Source organism: Rhizobium altiplani (assembly GCF_001542405.1).
GTDB lineage: Bacteria > Pseudomonadota > Alphaproteobacteria > Rhizobiales > Rhizobiaceae > Rhizobium > Rhizobium altiplani.
Genome location: NZ_LNCD01000148.1, coordinates 16,875 through 39,655, shown reverse-complemented (window position 1 = coordinate 39,655; position 22,781 = coordinate 16,875). Strand labels below are relative to the sequence as shown.

The 22,781-nt window shown below is 60.4% G+C and carries 27 protein-coding genes and 1 pseudogene; 11 read left to right on the top strand and 17 right to left on the bottom strand.

Features of this window, described 5'->3' with window-relative positions:
• Positions 1-19: 19 nt before the first annotated feature.
• Positions 20-808 (bottom strand): ABC transporter ATP-binding protein, encoded by a 789-nt coding sequence (locus tag AS026_RS37975; RefSeq protein WP_018116922.1) that lies wholly within the window; start codon positions 806-808, stop codon positions 20-22.
• Positions 809-903: 95 nt separating this feature from the next.
• Here AS026_RS37975 and AS026_RS37970 point away from each other — a divergent pair, with 95 nt between their 5' ends.
• Complete coding sequence (locus AS026_RS37970) at positions 904-1,317, top strand: cupin domain-containing protein (RefSeq protein WP_018858244.1); 414 nt, start codon at positions 904-906, stop codon at positions 1,315-1,317.
• Positions 1,318-1,326: 9 nt separating this feature from the next.
• On the opposite strand, the gene hydA is transcribed toward AS026_RS37970, so the two are convergent.
• Together hydA and AS026_RS37960 are read right to left on the bottom strand one after the other, a co-directional pair.
• Entirely contained in the window at positions 1,327-2,781 is a 1,455-nt protein-coding gene (gene hydA / locus AS026_RS37965) for a dihydropyrimidinase (protein WP_062376265.1), read from the bottom strand.
• Between the two features lie 78 nt (positions 2,782-2,859).
• On the bottom strand, positions 2,860-4,113 hold the full coding sequence (locus AS026_RS37960; protein WP_062376263.1) for a Zn-dependent hydrolase: 1,254 nt from the start codon (positions 4,111-4,113) through the stop codon (positions 2,860-2,862).
• A 302-nt stretch (positions 4,114-4,415) separates the two neighbouring features.
• Here AS026_RS37960 and AS026_RS37955 point away from each other — a divergent pair, with 302 nt between their 5' ends.
• Entirely contained in the window at positions 4,416-5,072 is a 657-nt protein-coding gene (locus tag AS026_RS37955; RefSeq protein ID WP_018116926.1) for a TetR family transcriptional regulator C-terminal domain-containing protein, read from the top strand.
• Positions 5,073-5,082: 10 nt separating this feature from the next.
• Here the strand turns inward: AS026_RS37955 and AS026_RS37950 are convergent, their stop codons facing one another.
• Positions 5,083-6,150 (bottom strand): glycosyltransferase family 4 protein, encoded by a 1,068-nt coding sequence (locus AS026_RS37950; RefSeq protein ID WP_062376261.1) that lies wholly within the window; start codon positions 6,148-6,150, stop codon positions 5,083-5,085.
• A gap of 88 nt (positions 6,151-6,238) precedes the next feature.
• Positions 6,239-6,652 (bottom strand): rhodanese-like domain-containing protein, encoded by a 414-nt coding sequence (locus tag AS026_RS37945; protein ID WP_062376259.1) that lies wholly within the window; start codon positions 6,650-6,652, stop codon positions 6,239-6,241.
• A gap of 68 nt (positions 6,653-6,720) precedes the next feature.
• Between AS026_RS37945 and ftrA the strand changes: the two genes are divergently transcribed.
• A complete protein-coding gene (gene ftrA / locus AS026_RS37940) occupies positions 6,721-7,710 on the top strand; it encodes a transcriptional regulator FtrA (protein WP_062376257.1) in 990 nt (329 codons plus the stop codon).
• An 88-nt stretch (positions 7,711-7,798) separates the two neighbouring features.
• Here ftrA and AS026_RS37935 read toward each other — a convergent pair.
• From AS026_RS37935 to AS026_RS37915, 5 genes and pseudogenes are all read right to left on the bottom strand, one after another.
• Positions 7,799-8,090: pseudogene (locus tag AS026_RS37935) on the bottom strand (GIY-YIG nuclease family protein).
• 133 nt (positions 8,091-8,223) lie between these two features.
• Positions 8,224-9,537: an NAD-dependent dihydropyrimidine dehydrogenase subunit PreA gene (gene preA, locus AS026_RS37930; RefSeq protein ID WP_018116930.1), complete on the bottom strand. Its 1,314-nt coding sequence runs from the start codon at positions 9,535-9,537 to the stop codon at positions 8,224-8,226.
• Positions 9,538-9,551: 14 nt separating this feature from the next.
• Complete coding sequence (locus tag AS026_RS37925; protein ID WP_062376255.1) at positions 9,552-10,913, bottom strand: NAD(P)-dependent oxidoreductase; 1,362 nt, start codon at positions 10,911-10,913, stop codon at positions 9,552-9,554.
• Positions 10,914-11,279: 366 nt separating this feature from the next.
• A complete protein-coding gene (locus tag AS026_RS37920; RefSeq protein WP_342587581.1) occupies positions 11,280-12,314 on the bottom strand; it encodes a sensor histidine kinase in 1,035 nt (344 codons plus the stop codon).
• 167 nt (positions 12,315-12,481) lie between these two features.
• Positions 12,482-13,276: a response regulator gene (locus AS026_RS37915; RefSeq protein ID WP_018116933.1), complete on the bottom strand. Its 795-nt coding sequence runs from the start codon at positions 13,274-13,276 to the stop codon at positions 12,482-12,484.
• A gap of 301 nt (positions 13,277-13,577) precedes the next feature.
• On the opposite strand from AS026_RS37915, the gene AS026_RS37910 reads away from it, so the two are divergent.
• A complete protein-coding gene (locus AS026_RS37910; protein ID WP_245267976.1) occupies positions 13,578-13,739 on the top strand; it encodes a NepR family anti-sigma factor in 162 nt (53 codons plus the stop codon).
• A gap of 9 nt (positions 13,740-13,748) precedes the next feature.
• A complete protein-coding gene (locus AS026_RS37905) occupies positions 13,749-14,303 on the top strand; it encodes an RNA polymerase sigma factor (protein WP_007533712.1) in 555 nt (184 codons plus the stop codon).
• Positions 14,304-14,389: 86 nt separating this feature from the next.
• On the opposite strand, the gene AS026_RS37900 is transcribed toward AS026_RS37905, so the two are convergent.
• The 7 genes from AS026_RS37900 to hemP form a co-directional block, all read right to left on the bottom strand.
• Complete coding sequence (locus AS026_RS37900) at positions 14,390-14,791, bottom strand: hypothetical protein (RefSeq protein ID WP_018116935.1); 402 nt, start codon at positions 14,789-14,791, stop codon at positions 14,390-14,392.
• A 9-nt stretch (positions 14,792-14,800) separates the two neighbouring features.
• Entirely contained in the window at positions 14,801-15,160 is a 360-nt protein-coding gene (locus tag AS026_RS37895; RefSeq protein ID WP_205634509.1) for an ElaB/YgaM/YqjD family protein, read from the bottom strand.
• 125 nt (positions 15,161-15,285) lie between these two features.
• A complete protein-coding gene (locus tag AS026_RS37890; RefSeq protein WP_025660160.1) occupies positions 15,286-16,092 on the bottom strand; it encodes a heme ABC transporter ATP-binding protein in 807 nt (268 codons plus the stop codon).
• 10 nt (positions 16,093-16,102) lie between these two features.
• Positions 16,103-17,215, bottom strand: a complete 1,113-nt coding sequence (locus AS026_RS37885) for a FecCD family ABC transporter permease (RefSeq protein ID WP_018858255.1) — start codon at positions 17,213-17,215, stop codon at positions 16,103-16,105.
• Between the two features lie 2 nt (positions 17,216-17,217).
• Positions 17,218-18,114: a heme/hemin ABC transporter substrate-binding protein gene (locus AS026_RS37880; protein ID WP_062376303.1), complete on the bottom strand. Its 897-nt coding sequence runs from the start codon at positions 18,112-18,114 to the stop codon at positions 17,218-17,220.
• 8 nt (positions 18,115-18,122) lie between these two features.
• On the bottom strand, positions 18,123-19,175 hold the full coding sequence (locus AS026_RS37875) for a hemin-degrading factor (protein ID WP_062376249.1): 1,053 nt from the start codon (positions 19,173-19,175) through the stop codon (positions 18,123-18,125).
• A 9-nt stretch (positions 19,176-19,184) separates the two neighbouring features.
• The gene (gene hemP / locus AS026_RS37870) at positions 19,185-19,367 is read right to left on the bottom strand and encodes a hemin uptake protein HemP (RefSeq protein WP_018116941.1); all 183 of its coding nucleotides are present in this window, start codon (positions 19,365-19,367) and stop codon (positions 19,185-19,187) included.
• A 141-nt stretch (positions 19,368-19,508) separates the two neighbouring features.
• On the opposite strand from hemP, the gene AS026_RS37865 reads away from it, so the two are divergent.
• From AS026_RS37865 to AS026_RS37840, 6 genes are all read left to right on the top strand, one after another.
• Complete coding sequence (locus AS026_RS37865; RefSeq protein ID WP_025660163.1) at positions 19,509-19,952, top strand: hypothetical protein; 444 nt, start codon at positions 19,509-19,511, stop codon at positions 19,950-19,952.
• A 59-nt stretch (positions 19,953-20,011) separates the two neighbouring features.
• Complete coding sequence (gene tolA / locus AS026_RS37860; RefSeq protein WP_062376247.1) at positions 20,012-21,301, top strand: cell envelope integrity protein TolA; 1,290 nt, start codon at positions 20,012-20,014, stop codon at positions 21,299-21,301.
• 112 nt (positions 21,302-21,413) lie between these two features.
• Positions 21,414-21,821, top strand: a complete 408-nt coding sequence (locus AS026_RS37855; protein WP_018116944.1) for a DUF2325 domain-containing protein — start codon at positions 21,414-21,416, stop codon at positions 21,819-21,821.
• Positions 21,818-22,087 carry a hypothetical protein gene (locus AS026_RS37850; protein ID WP_025660165.1) on the top strand — a complete coding sequence of 90 codons (270 nt, stop codon included), beginning with the start codon at positions 21,818-21,820 and terminating at the stop codon, positions 22,085-22,087. The genes AS026_RS37855 and AS026_RS37850 overlap by 4 nt, the downstream gene beginning before the upstream one ends.
• A 9-nt stretch (positions 22,088-22,096) precedes the next feature.
• Positions 22,097-22,411 carry a heme-degrading protein HmuQ gene (hmuQ, locus tag AS026_RS37845; RefSeq protein WP_025660166.1) on the top strand — a complete coding sequence of 105 codons (315 nt, stop codon included), beginning with the start codon at positions 22,097-22,099 and terminating at the stop codon, positions 22,409-22,411.
• 1 nt (position 22,412) lies between these two features.
• A complete protein-coding gene (locus AS026_RS37840; RefSeq protein ID WP_062376244.1) occupies positions 22,413-22,781 on the top strand; it encodes a bleomycin resistance protein in 369 nt (122 codons plus the stop codon).

Here is a 22,781-nt window from a genome sequence, read left to right as displayed (position 1 = left end):
GGTTCCAACGCTAAGTGCCTTAGTGCTCATAGCTGTGCCCCGCTCTCAGGCCTTCGCGCACGCGGTGGGCGATTTCGAGGAACTCGGGCGCCTCGCGGATGTCCAGCGGTCGCTCCCTGGGAAGCGGCGAGTCGATGACATCAGTCACGCGGCCGGGGCGAGGCGACATCACGACAATCTTGGTGGAGAGGTAGACCGCCTCGGGGATCGAGTGGGTGACGAAGCAGATCGTCTTGTTGGTGCGCGCCCAGAGCTTCAGAAGCTCCTCGTTCAGGTGGTCGCGGACGATTTCGTCAAGCGCGCCGAAGGGTTCGTCCATCAGGAGCAAGTCGGCATCGAAGGCGAGCGCGCGGGCGATGGAGGCACGCTGCTGCATGCCGCCGGAAAGCTGCCAGGGGAACTTCTTCTCGAAGCCGGTAAGATTGACGAGATCGAGCGCATCGGCGATGCGCTTCTTCTGATCGGCCGACGCATAGCCCATGATCTCGAGCGGCAGGGCGATATTCTTCTCGATGGTCCGCCAGGGATAGAGCGCCGGCGCCTGGAAGACATAGCCGTAGGCGCGGGCCTTGCGGGCCTCCTCAGGCGTCATGCCGTTGACGGTGATTTCGCCCGATGTTTTCTTTTCCAGATCGGCAATAACGCGCAGAAATGTCGTCTTTCCGCAGCCGGAAGGGCCAATGAACGAGACGAAGTCGCCCTTGCGCACGTCGAGATTGACGTTGGTCAGCGCATGCACAGGAGCGTCGCTGGCATCGTAGGTCAGACAGAGGTCCTTGGCGGATACGACTGAGGTAGCTTGCGTCAACGCTTGTGTATCCTGTTTTCCCCGCGCTTCCGCGGTTTGCGTGATAGTATGAGTAGCTGTTTTCATTGTTCCGGCAAGGTCCATGGAGGATGACGATGGACGCGACATCAAAGCCCACCTGTCACATTGTGCACCCCAGTCATGCCTATGATGGCAAGCAGGGGCTCAGTTACTTCGAAGGCATCGCGGCCGAGACGGTCGGCGCCAAGGGTATCTGCATGCATTTGCTGACGATTCCGCCCGGCGTTCGCGCCAAGGCGCATCTGCACGAGTCGCATGAAACGGCGATCTACATGCTCTCCGGCGAGGCTCACACCTGGTACGGCGACGAGCTGGAGCATCATGTCGTCGTCCACGCCGGCGAGTTGTTCTACATCCCCGCCGGAGTGCCGCATCTGCCTGCCAACCTCAGCAGCACCCCTTGCACCGCGATCATCGCCCGCACCGACCCGAACGAGCAGGAAAGCGTCGTTTTGCTTCCGGAGCTTGATCGGCTGGTGAAGGAGTGATGCCAAGGATCAGACCCCCGTCGCCGGGATGCCTGACCGTTCGACCTTGCGCGGCGCCACGAGCTCCTTCCATGTCGACAGCGCCTTGTTAACCGCCTGGAACGGCTCGCGCTTCACGAACTGGCCGTGTCCTTCCTTCGTCTTGACGGTGCTTTCCTCGATCGCGACTTCGCCGCGCGTCAGCGTGTAGCGCGGCAGGCCGGTGACCTGCTTGCCTTCGAAGACGTTGTAGTCGATCGATGATTGCTGGGTCTTGGCCGAGATCGTCTTCGAGCGCTTGGGATCCCAGACGACGATATCGGCATCGGCGCCGACGAGGATCGCGCCCTTCTTCGGATAGACGTTGAGGATCTTGGCAATGTTGGTCGAGGTGACCGCAACGAACTCGTTCATCGTCAGGCGGCCGGTGTTGACGCCCTGGGTCCACAACATCGGCAGTCGGTCTTCGAGGCCGCCAGTGCCATTCGGGATCTTGGAGAAATCACCAACGCCGAAGCGCTTCTGATCGGTGGTGAAGGCGCAATGGTCCGTCGCCACGACCGAGAGCGATCCGGATTGCAGGCCGGCCCAGAGGCTGTCCTGATGCTGTTTGTTGCGGAAGGGCGGGGACATGACACGGCGGGCAGCATGGTCCCAGTCCTTGTTGAAATATTCGCTTTCATCGAGCGTCAGATGCTGGATCAGTGGTTCACCGTAGACGCGCATGCCCTTCTGGCGGGCGCGACGGATCGCTTCATGCGCCTGTTCGCAGGAGGTATGCACGACGTAGAGCGGCACGCCCGCCATGTCGGCCAGCATGATGGCGCGATTGGTTGCCTCGCCTTCGACCTCGGGCGGACGGGAGTAGGCGTGCGCCTCCGGACCGTTGTTGCCTTCGGCAAGAAGCTTTGCGGCCATCGAGGCAACGACGTCGCCGTTTTCGGCATGCACCAGCGGCAGCGCGCCGAGTTCGGCACAGCGCTGGAAGGAGGCGAACATTTCGTCGTCGTTCACCATCAGCGCGCCCTTGTAGGCCATGAAGTGCTTAAAGGTGTTGATGCCCTTGTCCTTGACCACTATCTCCATCTCGTTGAAGACGCGCTCGTTCCAGCCGGTGATCGCCATGTGGAACGAGTAGTCGGCGTTGGCGCGGCTCGTCTTGTTGTCCCACATCTGCAGCGCTTCGAGCAGCGATTGCTCCGGCCCCGGCAGGCAGAAATCGACGACCATGGTCGTGCCGCCGGCGAGACCGGCGCGCGTGCCGCTTTCGAAGTCGTCGGAGGAATAGGTGCCCATGAACGGCATTTCGAGGTGAACGTGCGGGTCGATGCCACCCGGCATCACGTAGCAGCCCGTCGCATCGAGCGTTTCGGTGCCGGAGAGGTTCGGGCCGATCTCGACGATCTTGCTGCCCTCGATCTTCACGTCCGCCTTGTAGGTCAGGTCGGCGGTGACGATGGTTCCGCCCTTGATGACTTTGCTCATGATCAGTTCCCTTGCATTGATTGCTCGCGGCTCTTCGTCCGCTGGTAAAAGAAAAGGCGGGAATGACCCCGCCCTTGATTATGCAACGATTTCAGCGGTCTCGACGACGGCGTGGAAGAGGACGTCAGCGCCGGCCGTCGCCCATTCCTTGGAGATGTCCTCCGCCTCGTTGTGCGAGAGGCCCCCGACGCAGGGGCACATGACCATCGTTGTAGGGGCCACCTTCGCGGCCCAGCAGGCGTCGTGGCCCGCACCCGAGATGAGGTTCATGTGGCTATAGCCGAGCCGTTCGGCAGCACCGCGCACGCGGGACACAAGCGTGGGATCGAAGGTGACGGGCGCGAAGTGGCCGATCGCCTCGATCGCGCAGCCGACGCCCAGCGCCTCGCAAATCTTGGGTGCTTCCGCCTCGATCCTGGTACGCATGCCGTCGAGTTTCGCCTGATCCGGCGAGCGGATGTCGACGGTGAAGACGACCTTGCCGGGCAGGACGTTGCGGGAGTTCGGCGTGAAAAACACCTGGCCGACGCCGCCGACGGCGCCCGGCTGGTTTTCCATCGCCACGGTCTGCACCATTTCCATGATGCGCGACATCGCAAGGCCGGCGTTGACGCGCATGTTCATCGGGGTCGAACCGGTATGGGCCTCCCTGCCGGTCAGCGTGAACTCCAGCCACCACAGGCCCTGACAGTGCGTGACCACGCCGATCTGCTTGTTCTCGACCTCAAGGATCGGACCCTGCTCGATGTGATACTCGAAATAGGCGTGCATCTTGCGCGCGCCGACCTCTTCGTCGCCAACCCAGCCGATGCGCTTCAGTTCCTCGCCGAACGTCTTGCCTTCGGGATCCTTGCGGTCATAGGCATATTCCAGCTTATGGGCGCCGGCGAAAACGCCGGAGGCGAGCATGGCGGGCGCAAAGCGGGCGCCTTCCTCGTTGGTCCAGTTGGTGACGACAACAGGGTGCTTGGTCTTGATGCCGAGGTCGTTCATGGTGCGGACGACCTCGAGTGCGCCAAGCACGCCGAGTACGCCGTCATACTTACCGCCGGTCGGCTGCGTGTCGAGGTGCGAGCCGACATAAACAGGCAGCGCGTCCGGATCGGTGCCCGGCCGGGTCGCGAACATCGTGCCCATCTTGTCGACGCCCAGCGTCATGCCTGCGTCGTCGCACCATGTCCGGAAGAGGCTGCGCCCTTCGGAATCGGAATCCGTTAAGGTCTGGCGATTGTTACCGCCAGCAATTCCCGGGCCGATCTTTGCCATCTCCATGAGGCTGTCCCAAAGACGGTCCCCGTTGACGCGCATGTTCTCGCCTGGTGCTGCCACCATGTCTAAAGTCCTCACCTGTTTTCTGCGGTCATGCAATGCACATGGCCGCCTGTTCCCGTGGTCAGTATCCGAGCGCCCTTGTTTGTTTTGTTAGCGCCGGAAAATCGCCAGTTGCCTTTGTTTAGCATCTGATCGATAATTTGACCGATTGGTAAACATTACAACTTCCGGCGCTGGGCTCAAGACGAAAATCAGGAAAAATACAGACAAAATTACCGGCATCTGCTCATTTTTGTAGCACGGTGCCGCGCCGGTTCAATCTTGAGTGAAACGGTTGAATTTGAAGGGAAAACAAGATCGACATGGCAATCCCGAGAGCAGCCAAGACCCAGCGCCGCACGCGCATTCAAGAAGAGAAGGAAGAGCAAATTCTTGAAGCCGCGCTCGATGTGTTTTCGGTCAACGGCTTTCGTGGCTCCACTATTGATCAGATTGCCGAAGTTGCCGGCATGTCGAAGCCGAACTTGCTTTATTACTTTCGCACCAAGGAAGCGATCCACCGGGCGCTGATCGACCGCGTGCTCTTTACCTGGCTGGAACCGTTGAGAGCCTTTGACGCCGATGGCAATCCGGAAAGCGAGATCCGCAGCTACATCAGACGCAAACTCGAAATGGCCCGCGATTTCCCGCGCGAGAGCCGGCTTTTCGCCAACGAGATGCTGCAGGGTGCACCGCATGTCGAAGACGAACTGAAGGGTCCGCTGAAGGAACTCGTCGACGAGAAGGCCGAGGTCATCCGAGCCTGGGCGAAAGCCGGGAAGATCGCCAGGTGTGATCCATACCACCTGATCTTCTCGATCTGGTCGACAACGCAGCACTATGCCGACTTCGATGTTCAGGTGCGGGCGGTGCTCGGGCAGGAGCATGCAGGTGCCGGCCGCTTCGAGGATGCCGCGCGCTTTCTTGAGCAGCTGTTCATCGACGGACTGAAGGTTAAGCCAGTGCCAGGCGCCTCCTGACGTCGCGCCATCATTCGTCGAAATCCAAGAGCGTGCCGATAGCGGCGCGTGCCTTGGCATGGCGGGTTCTATAGGCTTGCCGGATCGCCTTCCGTCTTGCTTCCAGGGCGGGCTCTGGCGACATGGCCGCCAACCACGCCAATGCGGTCGGTACAAACTCGCCGCCCGAGTGGATCAGCAGATCGTTTTCGTCGAGCTGTTTCCTGATGCAGCCGCGGTCGCTGGAGATGACCGCGTTTCCGGCGGCCTTTGCTTCAAAGATCACCAGCGGCTGGGCCTCGTTGTCATAGGCTGTGGGGAAGACGAAGACGTCAAGTTCGCGATGGAAGGCAGCCTTCGCGTCGTCATAGAGGGCGCCCCGATAATCCAGGGTATCGCCAAGTTCCGCGACGGCGGCATCGATGGCCACGCGCTCGCTAGCGCCAGCCGGCCCCGCAAGGATCGCCCTAATCGGCACGTTCTCGCTTCGCGCTTGCCTTGCGAGATGAAGAAACGTTTCGAGACCTTTCTCGGTGGTGAGATTGCTAAGCATGCCGATCACGAGATGCGCGCGGTCCTTCGGCTCGTCCCCTTCGTCTTGCGGGGTTACGTAGGCCGCATTGGAGATCAGGCTGCTACGGACGCGTCGGCCGTAAGTCTCGGTGAATCGCTCGAGCATGATGTCGCATAGGAAGATGTGTTGCAGTTGTCGGCCGCCGAGCGTCAGGATGGCCTGCATTAGTAAACTTGGCCTGTCGATGTAGCTGAAACTGTGATGGTGCAGGTAGATGGAGTAGGCGACCAGTCTCGCGACTAGAACAAGCAGCAAGGTGTAGACTAAACCCAGCCCTCCTTCGCAGGCGAGATAGCAGATCCTGTCGTGATGTTTGCGGTCGCGAAACAGCGGGAGGCAGGCACGGAGGACACGGCTGAACTTGATCGGATGCCTCAGCAGCGAGGGACTGCCGGCCGCTGGAGCGATGTTGCACACGGTGACGCTCATTGCTTCCGAAAGAAGCGCGATCATGCTCTTGGTCGCGAACGAGAAGCCGTTGAGCGGCGGAGGCAACTGACCGATCGCAACGATATGACGTGTCATGCGGGAGGCTACCTCTTTGCGCCTCCCGACTATCGCACCGGCGTTAGAAAATTCAATCTCCCGTGCAGGCCATGCAGCGAACGTTTCGTCAGGCCGCGGCTGTCGCCGGGCTGCTCTCGAAGGAAAACCCTTCGTCTGCCCAGCCGGTCATTCCGCCGATCATGACCTTCACGTGTAGCCCTAGCCGGGCAAGGCGCAGGGCTGCCTTGTCGGTCCCGTTGCAATGCGGGCCGGCGCAATAGACGACGAAGAGCGTATCTGCCGGCCATTTCGACATGTGATGGGCCGTCATTTTGCCGTGCGGGAGGTTGATCGCGCCCGGAATGTGGGCGGCGGCGTAATGGGTCGGAGAGCGGACATCCAACAGCACGAAGTCGCCGTGGCCGGCGGTGAGCGATGCGTGGACGTCCCAGCAATCGGTCTCGAAGGCGAGCTTGCGGGCATAGTAGGCGGCAGTGGCTTCGGGAGAGGCGGCAGGGACTTCGGCGACGAAGCTCGGCATGACGTTTCCTTTCGGTTCGAGTTGCCGCCAACCATCGCCGATGTTATGGCTTTGCGAAATTGGCCATAATGACGGGTAGCGTAAAGATCATGCCAAGTGCGTTGAGAGGACCCCATGTTGTTGTGCTCGCCTATGACGGGCTCTGCACCTTCGAATTCGGCATCGCTTACGAGGTTTTCGGCCTGCCGCGTCCGGAAATGGGCGAGGGCTGGTATCGCTATTCGGTCTGCGGGGTCGAGCCTGGGCCGCTTCGCGCTGCTGGCGGCTTGACCGTCTCCGTCGATCATGGACTGGACGTGCTGGAGAAGGCGGATCTGATCGTCGTGCCCGGCTGGCGCTCGATCGATGCGGAGGTTCCGGGTGCCCTGATCGATGCGCTGTGCGCGGCCCACCAGCGCGGTGCGCGGATCATGTCTCTCTGCTCGGGTGTCGCGGTGCTTGCCGCGACAGGGCTTCTTCGCCATCGCCGCGCCACCACGCATTGGCGATATGTCGCCTCGATCTCGAAACGCTATCCCGACATCAACTTCGATGCTGATGTGCTTTACATGGATGAGGGCCCCATCCTGACGGCAGCCGGGAGTGCTGCCGGTATTGATCTCTGCCTGCATGTGGTCCGTGGTGACTTCGGCGCCGAGGCCGCCAACGGTGTTGCGCGTCGCCTGGTTTTGCCGCCGCATCGCGAGGGCGGGCAGGCGCAGTTCATCCAGGCGCCGGTGCCGCTGGAGCGTGAAGGCATCCGGCTAAGCCCGCTCATGGACTGGATGCGGCAGCGGCTGGACGAGGAGCAGCCGATCAGCCTGCTTGCCGCGAAAGCTGGGATGAGCCACCGGACCTTTCAGCGCCGGTTCGAAAGCACGACCGGGCTCAGCGTCGGCGAATGGCTGCTCAAGGAGAGGCTTCGCCATGCACGCGAATTGCTGGAAAAGGAGATCAGCGGGTCTCTCGACGATATCGCGGTCGCCAGCGGCTTTGGAACGCTGGCGACGATGCGGCACCATTTTCGCAAACGGTTGGGCACGAGCCCTAGGGCATACCGGAAGACTTTTGCGGGGTAAAAGAGGTAGGTCGGGTGCCTCACCCGCCACCCTCATTCCTGTGCTTGTCACAGGAATCCAGCAGCCTTGCGTCGGCACGGCAAAAGACTCATAGGCTGTGCAGAAAAGATGAAATATCCTCCCGTTCGGGGTTCGTCGCTTCGATCAGGTTGAGTTTCCACTGCCCCGCGGCCATTTTTAATGGTCTTCTCCCGCGTGATCGCCGTCGTCAGCAGATCATGCTCCTCGAACCACACCAGCATCTTCACGCCATATCGAGACATGAAACCTCCTGGTAGCTCGCTCTGATGCCCGAAAAGCTGGGCTGAGAGATCGCGGGTCACGCCGGTATAAAGCGTGCCGTTTCGCGGGGATGCGAGAATATCGACGCAACCCTTCATGGTTGAAGAATGGCGAAAATGCCCGCATTGAGCAAGAGTCATTCACGGCGCCGACGCGCCGTGGCTGGATTCCTGTGACGAGCACAGGAATGAGGGAGGGGGTGCCGCACGGAGTTTTGCGGCACCCTTGATCTTACTCCGCTGCCTGGCGAGCCATCGGGTTGTTCGGGTGCGTCGTCCAGTTTGCATAATTCGGATCGACGATCTTTCCGGTGCGCTTGTCGAGGTCGCCGACGGGGAGCTGCTCCATGGTGATGCAATTCTCGACAGGGCAGACGTTGACGCAAAGATTGCAGCCGACGCATTCCTCTTCCATCACCTCGAAATGCCTGACGCCGTTGACGAACTGGGTGATCGCCTGGTGCGAGGTGTCCTCACAGGCGATGTGACAGCGACCGCACTTGATGCAGGCATCCTGATCGATCTTCGCCTTGGCGATGTAGTTCAGGTTGAGATACTGCCAGTCGGAAACATTCGGCACTGCGCGGCCGGTGATGTCGTCGAGGTTGCGGTGACCCTTGGCGTCCATCCAGTCGGAAAGCCCCGTGATCATCTCCTGGACGATCTTGAAGCCGTAGGTCATCGCCGCCGTGCAGACTTGCACGTTGCCGGCGCCGAGCGCCAGGAACTCAGCCGCATCGCGCCAGGTGGTGATGCCGCCGATACCTGATATCGGCAGGCCGTAGGTCTCCGGATCGCGGGCGATCTCGGCGACCATGTTGAGGGCGATCGGCTTCACCGCCGGGCCGCAATAGCCGCCGTGGCTGCCGCGCCCGTCGATCGACGGTTCCGGCGAGAAGGTGTCGAGATTGACCGAGGTGATCGAATTGATCGTGTTGATCAGCGACACGGCATCGGTGCCGCCGGCCTTGGCAGCACGGGCTGGCTTGCGGATATCAGTGATATTTGGTGTCAGCTTCGTGATGACGGGCATGCGCGTGTACTGCTTGCACCAGCGCACGACCATTTCGATATACTCAGGCACCTGTCCGACCGCGGAGCCCATACCGCGTTCCGACATGCCGTGCGGACAGCCGAAGTTGAGTTCGATGCCGTCGGCACCGGTCTCCTCGACCAGCGGCAGGATTGCCTTCCAGGCATTCTCCTCGCAGGGAACCATGATCGAAGCGATCAAGGCCCGGTCCGGCCAGTTCATCTTCACCTGCTTCATTTCGCGCAGGTTGGTGTAGAGGTCGCGGTCTGTGATGAGCTCGATGTTGTTCAAGCCGAGCAGGCGGCGGTCGGCGCCCCAGATCGCGCCGTAGCGCGGGCCGTTGACGTTCACGACCGGGGGGCCTTCCTCACCAAGCGTCTTCCAGACGACGCCGCCCCATCCGGCCTTGAAGGCACGTTCGACGTTGTAGGCCTTGTCGGTCGGCGGTGCCGAGGCCAGCCAGAACGGGTTGGGCGACTTGATGCCGACGAAATTATTGCGGAGATCAGCCATTGTTCATTCTCCCTTCACGCGACGGCAACGGCCGGCTGCGCACCGGCAGCAAGCATGCGGTTGATGGATTCAGCGGCATCGCGGCCCTGCGCGACCGCCGAGACGGTTAGGTCGTCACCGCCGAAGACGCAGTCGCCGCCGGCCCAGACGCCGTCGAGCGAGGTCTTGCCATCAGTATCGACGGCGATGCGGCCGGATTCCAAGCGCAGCGCGCCGAGGTTGGAGGTGTCGAGAGTCTGACCGATCGCCTTGAAGATCTGATCAGCGGCGATGACGCCAGTCTCGCCCGTCGTCGACAAGCGCCCGTCGACCAGCTTGGTGTATTCCACCTCGATCGCGGCGACTCTGCCGTCGTGCGCGAGAATGGATTTCGGCGCCAGCCAGTGACGAATGATGACGCCCCTGGAGGTCGCGAGATCCTGCTCGAATTCCGAGGCGTTCATATGCTCCTTGCCGCGGCGATAGCAGATCGTCACTTCCTCGGCGCCGAGCAGCTTGGCTTGCACGGCCGCGTCGATCGCCGTCATACCGCCGCCGAGAACGACGACGCGGCGACCGATCGCAATGTCGCCCTTGTCAGCAGCCTGCCGAAGGCCGGCGATGAAGTCCACGGCATCATCGACGCCCGGCAGGTTTTCGCCTTCGACCCGCAGCGCGTTGACGCCTGAAAGGCCGATGCCGAGGAAGACCGCATCATATTGCGACTGCAGATCGGCGAGGGAGAAATTACGGCCGAGCTGCTGGTTGTGGCGAACTTCAATGCCGCCGATGGCCAGGACGTAGTCCACTTCCTTTTGCGCGAAGTCGTCAACGGCCTTGTAGGTGGCGATGCCGTATTCGTTGAGGCCGCCAGACTTCGGCTTTGCGTCATAGATGACGACATCATGGCCCTTGACCGCGAGGCGATGGGCCGCGGCGAGGCCAGCCGGGCCGGCGCCCACGACGGCGATCTTCCTTCCGGTCGAGGCGGCGCGGCTGTAGAACTGCTTGTCCGCCTCCATGGCCGTATCGGTGGCATATCGCTGCAGGCGACCGATTTCGACAGGGCGTTCCTCTGCCGTGTTGCGCACGCAGGCTTGCTCGCACAGATCTTCGGTGGGACAGACGCGGGCGCACATGCCGCCCAGAATATTCTGGTCAAAGATCGTCTTCGCCGATCCGATCGGATTTCCGGTGGCGATCTGCCGGATGAAGAGCGGGATGTCGATGGAGGTGGGACAGGCCGTCATGCACGGCGCGTCGTAGCAGAAATAACAGCGGTCGGCTGCGACCAGCGCCTCGTGTTTGTCGAGGCGCGGATGAAGATCGGAGAAGTTCGAATCGTATTCGGCGGGCGAAAGCCGGCCAGCACGAATCCCAGTTCCCAGTCGTTCCATTGAAGTTCCCTCATTATTGGTAAACGGCCAGTAAGAGGAAGCGTAACTCAGCTTCAAAAATTTATCAAACGGTAAAATTTTTGCCTGATATCGCTGTTATCACATTGTTTTAATGGAATTAATTTCTGCGCGGCGGATGGCCGTGCACCGGTGACTTCGGCCTGAAAATAAAAAAGTAAAAAAATCGACTTTTTCTCACTGGTTCCCGGAACCATTCGGATACTTGCCCGTTACTGCGATATCCGAACGATGACCGCATCGACCCAACATGCGCGCCCCCAACCCATCGTTCGGACGTACTCACGGTCCCCTCCCGGTGAGTGAAAGAACAGCCGGTGCGCCGCCCTCGCACTGGCTGTTCTTCGTTTAGCGTGTAGCTGCCTTTTGAGAGGGGTGCCGGAGGATCTCGAACTCGGCGTCGGGGATAACCAGATGATATTCGATCCGTCCCGGCACCAGCGTCAGTTCGGCCTTGCCGTTGACCGACGAGGGAACGACGCGCTCAAGCACAGTCTTGCCAAAGCTGTTTTCACTGAATTCGTGAACCTCTGTCGGATCGCATAGCGTCTCCGCCCATGAAACCTCGATTGCCTTTCGCCCGGCAGCGGCCACTTCATGACAGCTCAGAGTGACCGCAGGCGTGCTGCCGGCAATCGCTCCGTAGGAGGCCGAGTTGACGATCAATTCATGCAGCGCGAGCCCGACGTGCACGGCGGCATTGGGTGTCAAGTGGACGTTTATCCCGGAGATCGGCAGCGGTCCCGCCGTCTCGGGCCAGTAGGGCGCGAATTGCTTTTCAGCGAGTTCGAACAGGAACGCACCGCGCCAGCTGGAATCGGTAATCAGGTCTTGTGAATTCGACAGGGATTGCAGTCGCCCGCGGAATTTCACCAGGAAGCTATTCAGCGATATGGTGTTGCGGGCTGTTTGTGTGGCGATTCCTTGAATAATGGCCAGAAGGTTCTTCGAGCGATGCGAGAGCTCGCGAAGAAGGGACTTCAGCACCTTTTCGCGATGCCGGGCCTCCGTCACCTCGGCGACCACGGAAAGGATGCCCATGGCGTGATCGGTACCGACGCGCTGGATCTTCAATTCGTAGGTGCGCATTTCTCCGTCGATCGAAATGTCGATCTCGGTTGTCGTCGGCCTTCCGGTTTCGAATACCTGCTGCTTCAGCTTCTCCAACTCGCGTCCATGCGCTTCGCCGAAGAGATCGACGTCAGTACCGCCCGGTATTGCAAGCGGCTGAAAATGAGGAGGAAGGTTGTCGGCATAGATGATCGATAGCCTAGGGTCCTGGTAGATCACGGAGATTCCGGCGCTCGCCAGTGCGCTCTCCAGCAACACCGCTCTGCCTTCCAGCGCGAAGGGCACTCCGGGCACTGGTCCGTTCCTGTTCACCTAGTCGCCTTTCCCATTTTTGATCTTTCCTCACGGGGAGGAAGGTGCCCATTCGGGAAGCTCATCCTAGAAGAAAGCACGAAAAAAAACCTTAAGGTCGGAATAGCGTTCCAGATTGACCGAAACGCATTTCCGCTCCCTTTGTTCCTAGGCGACCGCCATTTCCCTTAGGCAGCGGCCTTGGTGGATTCGTTGAAGAAAAGTGCCTGACTGATCAGTGCCTTGACCATGTCCGGATTGAACGGCTTCGTGACCAGGAATGTCGGCTCGGGCCGTTCGCCGGTCAGCAGCCTTTCGGGGAAGGCGGTGATGAAGATTACCGGCACGCTTGCGGTCTTGAGAATGTCGTTGACGGCATCGATGCCGGAGCTTCCATCCGCAAGCTGGATATCCGCAAGAACCATGCCTGGCCGGGTCCTGTTATAAAGTGCAACCGCTTCGGCGTGGGTACGGGCAATGCCGGTGACGCGATGGCCGAGGCTCTCCACCATCTGTTCGATGTCCATCGCGATCAGCGGTTCGTCTTCGATGATCATGACATCAGTGGCGACCTGGCGGGAGATCTCGCGTGATGCGTTGTCGAGCAGGCTGACGACTTCGTCCTCTTCCACGCCCAGGATCTCGGAAATTTCTCCCACCCGAAAGTTCTCGACGGAGGCGAGTATGAAAGCCTGGCGGGCACGCGGCGAAACCTTGGCAAGGTTCAGCGTTGCGCGCTGTTCCCATACGTAAGGCGAGGCCGGTTCCGGAATCTGGACGGTGACGGAACCAAAAAGCGTAGTGAAAAGTTTGTACAATGCGACGCGGTCATCCGCGGTATCCGGGAAAATGGATATGTCGGTAATGATCGCCTCGAGTACGGCGGCTACATAGGCGTCGCCTGAAGTCTGCGTTCCAGTAAGCGCGCGGGAATAGCGACGCAGGTAAGGAAGATGCGGCGCAATTCGAGTCGAAAGTGTCATGTAAAGCTCCCACTATAGGCCGGTGAACGGCCCCAATGGCGATTAAAACGCGACGGATTGTAAAAATGTTCCTCGCATGTAGGAACTTTTTTTTCTCAACGGCATTATCGTGGCTACCAACAGAGGGCTTATCGCATTTGTTCATGGCACGCGACGGGATGTTCGCCAATCGGCCGGGACAAGCGGCTGTTTTATTGAGGCGAACTGAATCAAGGCGACGTGGCAGAGCACGTGGATAACAAAAGCAAAGTGACGATTGATGACGACACGGAAGAATGAAAAGGATCGGCAGCGGCTGGAAATGCGCGCAAGCGATATCCTTGACCCCAACAGCCAGATCGGCGTGAAGTTACGATCGCTTTATGCTGCCGTGCAGGAAGAGGCGATTCCCGACCGCTTTCTCGATCTGCTCGAGAAGCTTGACCAGGCTGAGCTCGTCGCGTCGGCAAAAGCTGTGAAGTAAGGTGGCTCCATGGAAAAGCAGCAACCAAGCTTCAAGCGCGAGCTCCTCGCGTCGCTCCCTAGCCTCCGCGCCTTCGCCATCTCGCTGATTGGCCGGCACGACCGGGCGGATGATCTTGTCCAGGACACCATCATGAAAGCCTGGGCAAAGCAGGATCATTTCGAGATGGGCACGAACATGAAAGCTTGGCTCTTCACGATTCTGCGCAACGAACTCTACAGCCAGATGCGCAAGAGCGGGCGCGAGATTCAGGACAGCGATGGCCTGTTCACCGAGTCCATGGCTATGCACCCGGCCCAATACGGGGCGCTCGATCTTCAGGACTTCAAGAAGGCGCTCGATCAGCTGCCGCCGGACCAGCGTGAAGCGATCATCCTGGTCGGCGCTTCCGGTTTTTCCTACGAGGAAGCGGCGGAAATCTGCGGATGTGCAGTCGGAACGATCAAGAGCCGCGTCAATCGCGCTCGCCAGCGTCTCCAGGAACTGCTTCAGATATCCGGTGAAGCCGATTTTGGTCCGGATGCGACATCCTCGCCGCTGACGTCCAAGGCCTTCGCCTTCTGACATAATAGTCTCGTTCGATCTATAGGAGAGGCCGGCTGCCCAACAGGGCGCCGGCCTTTTCCTTGAGCTACGCGAAAATTGAGAGGTCAGTCGTCGCGCTTGGAACCGACGAGGTTGGCCGCCACGATTGCTGCAAGAACGCCAGCCGTCAACAAGGGCTGAGCTCGGACAAGACCAATGCCGACCGCTGCAAGCGATTCCAATGCCTGCTTGCGTTCTTTGGCACGGCGCGCCTCCTGGGCGTTGATCACCATCATGATGACGAGAACGACGATCGCCACCAGCAGGGCTGCGGCTGCCAGGAACAGCGCTGCGCCGATCGGACCGTAGATGCCTGAGAGCCAGATGGCACCGGCGACGACCGCGAGCGTATAAGCGGTCAACAAGAGCACGACGGCAATGGCAACGAAAATACCGTTGCGCTTCGTCCGCGCAACGGTTCGGTGAACACTCGTGCCTACCAAAAGGCTGAGGAGCGGGAAGAGCATTTAGCCTCCTTAACGGCGGGCAAGAAGGGCGAGGACGAGCCCAAAGGCTGCTGCCGCCCCGACGGTGGCGATTGGGTGACGGCGCACAGTATTGCGCACTTCGTTGGCGCCGCGAAGGTAGCTTTCCTGCAATTCATGCATCAGGTCTTCGCTGCGAGAGAGCAGATCGTCGTAGCTGGCGGCTGCCTGATAGCGCATGCGATCGCTCGACTTTCGTGACTGCTTTCCGGCAATCTTCGTCAGTGCTGCGATCTCTTCACGAAGAGACTCGATCTGTTCTTCGATGGTGGATTCGATGTTGTGAAGCGTGCCGCCATTGCGCCGGCTACGAATGAGGTGGAGGAGCGAAGAGGCCACGATTTTCTCCATCGGTGAGGCGCGCTCTTAGCGGCCTGATTCAACACAGGGCCGCTGCCGAAGTTTGCATGAAGATTATCGCCCGGCAATGACCCACATCATCAATTGCTTAACGCGGTCACCCTGCAAAAGTTCCGCTACGCTGGATTGTATCCGGTTTGGATCGCACTGTGCGCAAGCACGAAGGGCGTACCGTCGGCCGGAACCTGATTGATCCGCAGGGCACAGCCGAAGACAGATTCCATTGTCTCGTCGGTCAGCACATCGCGGACGCTACCACTTGCAGCCAGTTGGCCGGATTTCATGAGAATGATCCGGTCGGCGAAAAGCGCGGTCAGGTTGAGGTCGTGCATGACGGCGATGACGCCGCCACCGGCCTCGCAGAAATTGCGCGCCAGAGTCATGATCGTCAGCTGGTGGCTGATGTCGAGGCTGGATACCGGCTCGTCGAGCAGAAGCCAGCAGGGCTTGCCGTCGACGACCGGCTCGGCGATCTGGCAGAGCACGCGGGCGAGTTGAACGCGCTGCTGCTCGCCACCCGAAAGTTCCTGATAGAAGCGGCCTTCGAAGCCCCCCAGGTCGACGGAGGCCAGTGCATTCGCCGCGGTCTGCTCGGCTTTCTCAGGATTGCGATTGACGCCGGTGGTCAGGCCCATCCGCACCACTTCGCGCACCGTGAAGGGAAAGGAGATCGAGCTTGCCTGCGGCAGCACCGCCCGCATCGTCGCCAGCCGCCACGGCTGCAGCGCGTTCACTTCCTGACCATTGAGACGAATGGAGCCGGAGTAGGGGAGTTCGCCGGAGACCGCTTTCATCGTCGTTGTCTTGCCCGAGCCGTTCGGACCGGCAATCGCGGTCAACTGGCCTGCCTCGGCGGAGAAGCCGACCTGACTAACAATGGCCTTGCCGGAAAGGCGCACGGAAACGCCGGATACCTCAATCATTGCTCAATACTCAAAGGGCAAGGCGTGCGCGATGCCGCAACAGAATCCAAAGGAAGAACGGGCCGCCGACGGCGGCCGTAATGATGCCGATCGGCAGTTCGGCCGGCGCGACGATGGTCCTGGCAAGAACATCGGCAAAAATCAGCAGCGAGCCGCCGAGAAGCGCCGAAGCTGGCAGCAGGAAGCGGTGATCGGGGCCGATCGACATGCGCAGAACATGCGGAACGACGATGCCGACGAAGCCGATGCCGCCGCTGACTGCGACCGAAGCACCCGTCGCCCCGGCGACGGTGACGATGGCGATGTTCTTCAGCCGCTGAACAGGGACGCCCATGTGAAAGGCTGTAGCCTCACCGAGAGTGATGGCATTCAGGCCAGGGGCCATGAAGGGTATCGCCGCAAAGGAGAGAAGAATGATCGGGCCGGCGGCGGCGATCTTTGCCCATGTCGCCCCGGCAAGCGATCCCATCCCCCAGAAGGTGAGGTCGCGGAGTTGCTGATCGTTGGCCATGTAGATCAGGAGGCCCGTGAGCGCGCCGGCAAGCGAGCCGAGCGCGATGCCGGCAAGCAGCATCGTGGCAACTGAGGTCTGGCCGTTCCCGGTTGCGATCCGGTAGAGCAGCCACGTGCTGGCAAGTCCGCCGCAGAAGGCTGCGATCGGCAGCGCGTAGATGCCGAGCAGCGTGTAAAGCGGCGCGGCAAAGGTGCTGGCGAGCACGATGATCACCACGGCACCGAGGCTCGCGCCGGAGGACACGCCGACGAGCCCGGGATCCGCAAGCGGATTGCGGAACAAGCCCTGCATGATGGCGCCCGAGACGGCAAGCGAGCCGCCCACCAGGAAACCCAGGATCGCGCGGGGCATTCGGATATCGAAGATGATGATCCGGTCTCTTGCGTTCAGCGCATCGTCCGAGCCGGCCATGTTGGCGATGACGTCGAGGAACGAGGCGTTGGAAGCACCCGTTGTCACTGAGAATAACAGGGACAGGACGGACCCGACGGCAAGCAGAACGATTGCCAGCAGCGCGAGGCGACTGCGATCACCCGCCCTTTGAAGCTCCCGCAGACCTGTCAGCGAAAACATGGAGCGCTTCTGTCCGATGGCGTCCTGCAGAGCCATTATCAGCTTCCGTAGATCGCTGCGTTCAACTCACGGACGGCGCTCGCGGTGCGCGGGCCGAACCCAAGCAGGTGGAGGCCGTCCATGCGAATGATTGCCTTGTTTTGCGCCGCGGGTGTCAGGGCCAGCGCGGGCTGCTTCAGAAGATCTTCATCCTTGGTGGCTGACCCGTCGCCGCGGTTCATCATCAAGATGACGTCAGGCTTGGCTTCCACGATCGCCTCGTCGGTTAGCGGCTTGTAGCCCGGGAAATTGCCGACGGCATTGACGGAACCGGACAGCTTGATGATGCCATCGGCTGCCGTGCCGGTTCCGGAGGCCATGATCTTTCCTCCTTGCATACTCAGAATGAAGAGGATGCGCTTCCGCTCGCCTTCGGGGCGCTTGGCGGCGTCGGCGATTGCCACGTCAAGATCCGCACGCACCTTTTCCTCTAGCGCCTTTGCCTTGTCGGGCTGGCCGAGGAGATCGCCGACCCGGTCGATCTTGGCGAGGATGCCTTCGCGGGTATAGGCGTTGGGCACGGTCTCGAAGGGGACGCTCGCGCTCTTGAGCACGTTCATCGCTTCCGGTGGCCCGGATCCCTCGATGGCGATGATCGCCGTCGGGTTCATGGCGAGGATGCCCTCCGGCGATAGCGCGCGCATGTAGCCTACGTCGGGCAGCTTTGTTGCCGCTTCGGGATACAGGCTGGTCGTGTCGCGCGCGATCAACCGGTCCTGCTCACCGAGTGCGTAGATGATCTCTGTGACATCGCCGCCAACGGACACAAGGCGCGTCGTATTCAGTTTTTCAGCGGCCGGGGCATTCGAGACCGGAGCCAGCGACAGCCCAATAACCGTGGCTGAAAACGCCATTGCCCGAAGCCGCTTGCTGCGCGGTGCCTTACGCATCGTTATCCCCTTGCTCATGCCGCGACGCTGGTTCCTGCGCGCGGCAGGTTTTCCATGATCGAGCGCCAATCGTCGCGCTCATCGGTGCCTTCCTTGCGCTTGCCGAAGAACTGGATGATCATTTCGCCCTCGGCATTGTAGGCCTCGAGCGAGGTTACATGGCCGTCCTTTGTCGGCTTGCGTACCGCCCAGATCTCGGCGATGTGATCCTGCCGAAGATGCAGGTGGAAGGTCGGGTCGAAGATATTGATCCACGGACCCATCGGCTGCACGTTGAAGATCGGGCCGGAATGGATCTGCACGATGCCGTTGTTTGCCACGAAGCACATGACCGGCAGACCGGCCTTGACCGAAGCGTGCATCATCTCCGCCGTTGCCGTGTTGTCGAGTTGCCACGCGTAGTCGTCGCCGACGGTGCGAACGGCGGCTCGGCGGCCGATCTTCAGCTTGCGCAGCATGCCGAAGAACTCGTGCGTGTCGGTGAGCTTTCTCCAGTGCTCCCGCAGTTCATCGCGGGTGACCTCGCCGCTCTCATCCATCGATGAGGGCGTCGGATCAGCGTTGAATTCTTGCGACTGATCGTCGAGCGTCAGATCCCGGACGATGGCGCGATAGGCTTCGACATTCGAGTCCGGGCGAAGATGGATCTTGTGAACCGCGTTGCCTGCCTTGTCGAAATACTGCAGGCTGAGTCGCTCCTGGTCGCCGTCCTTCTTGGAGACGGCAAAAGCATGCGCCCAGCGGTTTGGAAAAATGCGCAGGTCGATGTTTTCCCCGAGCACGATCGAGGCGTGCGGCCCGGCGGTGATGTTCTCGTAAACGCCGATCTTTTCGTGAACGGCGCTTTCGTTACGGGAAAGGGCCATGACTTCGCCGAGTTCAGCGACCCGCTCCAGGAGCTTCACGGCGCTGCCGTCGATGCGGGTTGCGGTGATGCCGACTTCGGCCGCAACGAGAGCAGCTTCCGAAATCTGAAGCTGTGCGGCGATATCGCGCTCGCGCATCTTCGGATTCTCCGCGCGAAATGCGCGTATGTCGGCGGGAGCCGGTTTCGTGGTTTCAGTCATGTCCTAGCCCTACTTGTTGAGAATGAGTTTGCCCTGACGGGTGATTTTCATGCGGTAGACCACGCCGTCGTGACGGATCATGATCTCGGTCGCCCCGCGAAAAATGTCCGCACTTTCCAGAACGCGCATTTCTGCCGTTGGTTCGCGCTGCGGCGACGCGTGACTAAAGCTATCTGGCTTCTCAACCATCATTTCGGTCGGCTATTTCCGCTCGATCCGCGGCGTCCAAACGCCCGGAAAATCCATAATTATCTTGACTTTCATAGTCATCATTTTTTAATGACGCAATAGCGGAGTTTAGAAGTCAAGTTTTAGAGTTTATTGATGGAAGGAATGGCAGTGAGCAAGGTTGCAGCGCTTTTGACGAGCGGTCTGATCGTGGTTGCGAGCGCATCGCAGGTCTTTGCTCAGGACGCTGCTGCAGCGTCGCCGGCCAAGGGCCTTGAGGTCGAGTTGAACGGTCTGGCGCCATCACAGAAGGGCTGCATGATGACCTTCGTTGCGCTCAACAATCTTGCCGCGCCAATCAGCAAAATCTCCTTCGAGCTTGCTTTCTTCAACGACAAGAACGCGGTCGACCGGGTTACCGTGCTGGACTTCCGCGATCTGCCGCAAGGCAAGAAGCGTGTGCGCCAGTTCGACATGCCGAACGTCAACTGCGAGAGCGTGACGCGCTTGCTGATCAACGACGCGCCAGTCTGCGACGGGCCGGCCTCGGGAGAGTGCATGAAGGGCCTTGTCACTCGTTCACAGGTTTCCGTTCCCTTCGAGGGTTGAGTGGTTCGCCGGCATGACAGCCGACGGTTTTCTGTTTCAACTGGCCGAGGCAGGCACAAATGGCAGTTTCAGCAAAATCCAAATCGAGAGTCATTCTCGTCGAGGAACCGGTCGCTGACGGCGGAATGAACGACAACAATCCCGGCATGCATCCCGGACATGAATTGTCCGATCTTCGCAATGTGCCACGCCAGCCAGCCGCCGAAGCTTCCCTACACTACGCGCGCCTGGCGTTGATCGAATCCTTCCCGCAGGCTCCGCAGAGTGCGAGCAGCACCGTCGCAACCGCGCCGTCGCTGGAGGCGAGCGCCGAAAGGGAAGAGAACGCGAAACCACCTCAGCGCAATGTGGTGATGGCTTGCCTCAGTTCCTTTGCCTGCCATGCGGCCGTCATCGCGATGCTGGTGGTCGGATTTGTGGTCACACCGCACGATCCGGTCGAAGAGGCCGGCGAAGTCGTGAGCGTCATTATCCTTGGCGATTCGGAAGCGGACCAAGCGGCGGCGGGCGAGAAGGCTGAGGAGCAGCAGCCCGAGCAGATCGTAGCCGAGACCGCGCAGACTCAGACGGTCCAGCCGACGGCAGCGACGCCGACGGAAACGGTGACCACCGAGCCGGTAACCGTTGCGCCTACACAAGAGGTTACGCGCGTTTCACCGGAGAGCATCGTTGCCGCGGAACCGGAGGTTTTGACTTCGCTCTCATCGGCCGAGACGTCCTTCCTGCAGCCGATGGCGACAGAAGTGCCGCTCGAGGTGCCTGCGGAAACGCCTCCGGTTGCTCAAGCGGCGCCGGAAGAGATCAAGCCGGTTCAGCCGGTGGAAACGGCGGCGGTCGCTCCCGAGCCGGATAAACCAACACCGGAGCGCAAGCTGAAAGCGGAAAAGCCCGTCAAGAAGCCGATCGAGAAGAAGGAGCCGCCGAAGAAGGCTCAACCATCCGCAGGATCCGGCGGTGAAAACGAGCAGGATTCCAAGAGAGGGTCCGCCGACGGGACCGAGACGGCAACATCGAACCAGAATTCGCGTGGGGCTGGCAGCAGTGGCGGTGCGGGGAGCGCGGCCGTCGCCAATTATCCCGGCAAGGTACAATCCCGGATTCGTCGCTCGGTCAGGGTGCCGTCGGAGTACAAGCGCATGAGCACATCCATGAGCGTTCGCGTTCGCCTGACAATCGGCGCCAGCGGCGATCTGAGCGGTCTTTCGATCGCGCGCAGCTCCGGTATTCCGGAGCTGGATCAGGCTGTTGTCGAGGGCATCCGCCGCGCTGCTCCGTTCCCTCCGCTCCCTGTCGAGTGGGGCAAGCCGGTCTGGTCGTTCAGCCAGGACGTCCAGGTGACGGGCCATTGATAAAATATGACTTCTATAATCAACTTTATACTTTACTCTAAAAATCAAGTTTAATAAGGTCCCCCGGCACACGCAGGAATCGTGTGACGATCAACGAGCGAACGGGTGGGCAATGGCTCGAAAGACGAAGAAGGGTTCCAACCGCGAGATCCGCGTTAACGCTGATGCTCAGACGGTTCAGGAAACGTCGGGGCGGTCCAAACTTGATGGACGCAGTTTCCTGTATGTCGGCGGACGGGACTGCCAGGTGGCGCATCTTCGCCAGATCGCAAGCGATTTCGGGGCAGAGCTGATCCATCACGACGGCGGTTTGCGCGAGGCGGTCTCCCGCATCGACACCGTACTTCCCTCGGTCGACTGCGTCTTTTGCCCGATCGACTGTATCAGCCACGATGCCTGCCTGCGCGTGAAGACCGGCTGCAAGAAGTTCGGCAAGGCCTTCATCCCGCTTCGAAACGGCAGCAAGTCCAGTCTGGAACGTGCGTTGCAGACAATGAACGAACGAGACAATTCCCGATGAATGAAGAACGCCCCGGTGGGGTCATGATGATCGGCCTGCACAAGATCGCCGCCCAAAGAGGCGACGGCCTTGTGCCGGAGCTTTACGAACTGCTGCTCCGGAATGCCGAGCGGCGCAGGGACTATCCCAACGTATCGGAGTTTCCCCTCTGGGAGGCACGGTTGCCTGGCCAACAGCCTGAAAAGCCGCTTGGTCTGGAGGCCGCAAACGGCAATAATGTTGTAGCCTTCGCGCCTTCGCGCGTCGCTGCGAAAAGCAAAGCGTAGGGATCACCCATGTATATTGCAATGAACCGCTTCAAGGTTGCGATTGGATCCGAGGCAGACTTCGAGAATGTATGGCGCGACCGCGATTCCAGCCTCTCGCAGGTTCCTGGCTTTGTTGAATTCCGGCTGCTGCGGGGCAAGACGAATGCGGAAGAGGACTACACGCTGTTTTCCTCGCACACGCTCTGGCAAAGCGAGGACGACTTCCTGAACTGGACGAAGTCCGAAAACTTCCGCGCCGCGCACCGCAACGCTGGTGAACGCAAGGCAATGTATAAGGGGCCTCCGGTTTTTGAAGGCTTCACCGTGGTTGCTGGCATCTGAAATGACCGAACAGGATCCGGATCGTGTCGAAGTCCTGCCGGTCTTGCCATCGCTTGATCTCGATGAAACGCTGGCCTTTTATCGCGACCAGCTCGGCTTCGACCGGATCATCCACCAATCTCCGGACTATCTGATCCTCCGCCGGAACGAGATGGAGTTGCATTTCTGGCTGGCGCGCGACCGGGCGTTATGCGAAGCGACGTCCGTCTATCTGCGTGGCCGTCGGATCGCTGCGCTCCATGCAGAGTATCAGGCGAAGCGGGTGGCGCGTCTGACCGCACTTGAGCGACGGCCGTGGGGCATGGAAGAGTTCTATATCCATGACCCGCATGGCAACCTGCTGCGGTTTGGGCGCATCCCCGTCAGCTGA

Excerpts from the sequence above, each read along its gene's own strand:
- AS026_RS37970 (WP_018858244.1), top strand. The coding sequence starts at position 904 with ATGGACGCGACATCAAAGCCCACCTGTCACATTGTGCACCCCAGTCAT.
- hydA (WP_062376265.1), bottom strand. The coding sequence starts at position 2,781 with ATGAGCAAAGTCATCAAGGGCGGAACCATCGTCACCGCCGACCTGACC.
- AS026_RS37960 (WP_062376263.1), bottom strand. The coding sequence starts at position 4,113 with ATGGTGGCAGCACCAGGCGAGAACATGCGCGTCAACGGGGACCGTCTT.
- AS026_RS37955 (WP_018116926.1), top strand. The coding sequence starts at position 4,416 with ATGGCAATCCCGAGAGCAGCCAAGACCCAGCGCCGCACGCGCATTCAA.
- AS026_RS37950 (WP_062376261.1), bottom strand. The coding sequence starts at position 6,150 with ATGACACGTCATATCGTTGCGATCGGTCAGTTGCCTCCGCCGCTCAAC.
- AS026_RS37945 (WP_062376259.1), bottom strand. The coding sequence starts at position 6,652 with ATGCCGAGCTTCGTCGCCGAAGTCCCTGCCGCCTCTCCCGAAGCCACT.
- ftrA (WP_062376257.1), top strand. The coding sequence starts at position 6,721 with ATGACGGGTAGCGTAAAGATCATGCCAAGTGCGTTGAGAGGACCCCAT.
- preA (WP_018116930.1), bottom strand. The coding sequence starts at position 9,537 with ATGGCTGATCTCCGCAATAATTTCGTCGGCATCAAGTCGCCCAACCCG.
- AS026_RS37925 (WP_062376255.1), bottom strand. The coding sequence starts at position 10,913 with ATGGAACGACTGGGAACTGGGATTCGTGCTGGCCGGCTTTCGCCCGCC.
- AS026_RS37915 (WP_018116933.1), bottom strand. The coding sequence starts at position 13,276 with ATGACACTTTCGACTCGAATTGCGCCGCATCTTCCTTACCTGCGTCGC.
- AS026_RS37910 (WP_245267976.1), top strand. The coding sequence starts at position 13,578 with ATGCGCGCAAGCGATATCCTTGACCCCAACAGCCAGATCGGCGTGAAG.
- AS026_RS37905 (WP_007533712.1), top strand. The coding sequence starts at position 13,749 with ATGGAAAAGCAGCAACCAAGCTTCAAGCGCGAGCTCCTCGCGTCGCTC.
- AS026_RS37900 (WP_018116935.1), bottom strand. The coding sequence starts at position 14,791 with ATGCTCTTCCCGCTCCTCAGCCTTTTGGTAGGCACGAGTGTTCACCGA.
- AS026_RS37895 (WP_205634509.1), bottom strand. The coding sequence starts at position 15,160 with ATGGAGAAAATCGTGGCCTCTTCGCTCCTCCACCTCATTCGTAGCCGG.
- AS026_RS37890 (WP_025660160.1), bottom strand. The coding sequence starts at position 16,092 with ATGATTGAGGTATCCGGCGTTTCCGTGCGCCTTTCCGGCAAGGCCATT.
- AS026_RS37885 (WP_018858255.1), bottom strand. The coding sequence starts at position 17,215 with ATGGCTCTGCAGGACGCCATCGGACAGAAGCGCTCCATGTTTTCGCTG.
- AS026_RS37875 (WP_062376249.1), bottom strand. The coding sequence starts at position 19,175 with ATGACTGAAACCACGAAACCGGCTCCCGCCGACATACGCGCATTTCGC.
- hemP (WP_018116941.1), bottom strand. The coding sequence starts at position 19,367 with ATGATGGTTGAGAAGCCAGATAGCTTTAGTCACGCGTCGCCGCAGCGC.
- AS026_RS37865 (WP_025660163.1), top strand. The coding sequence starts at position 19,509 with ATGGCAGTGAGCAAGGTTGCAGCGCTTTTGACGAGCGGTCTGATCGTG.
- tolA (WP_062376247.1), top strand. The coding sequence starts at position 20,012 with ATGGCAGTTTCAGCAAAATCCAAATCGAGAGTCATTCTCGTCGAGGAA.
- AS026_RS37855 (WP_018116944.1), top strand. The coding sequence starts at position 21,414 with ATGGCTCGAAAGACGAAGAAGGGTTCCAACCGCGAGATCCGCGTTAAC.
- AS026_RS37850 (WP_025660165.1), top strand. The coding sequence starts at position 21,818 with ATGAATGAAGAACGCCCCGGTGGGGTCATGATGATCGGCCTGCACAAG.
- hmuQ (WP_025660166.1), top strand. The coding sequence starts at position 22,097 with ATGTATATTGCAATGAACCGCTTCAAGGTTGCGATTGGATCCGAGGCA.
- AS026_RS37840 (WP_062376244.1), top strand. The coding sequence starts at position 22,413 with ATGACCGAACAGGATCCGGATCGTGTCGAAGTCCTGCCGGTCTTGCCA.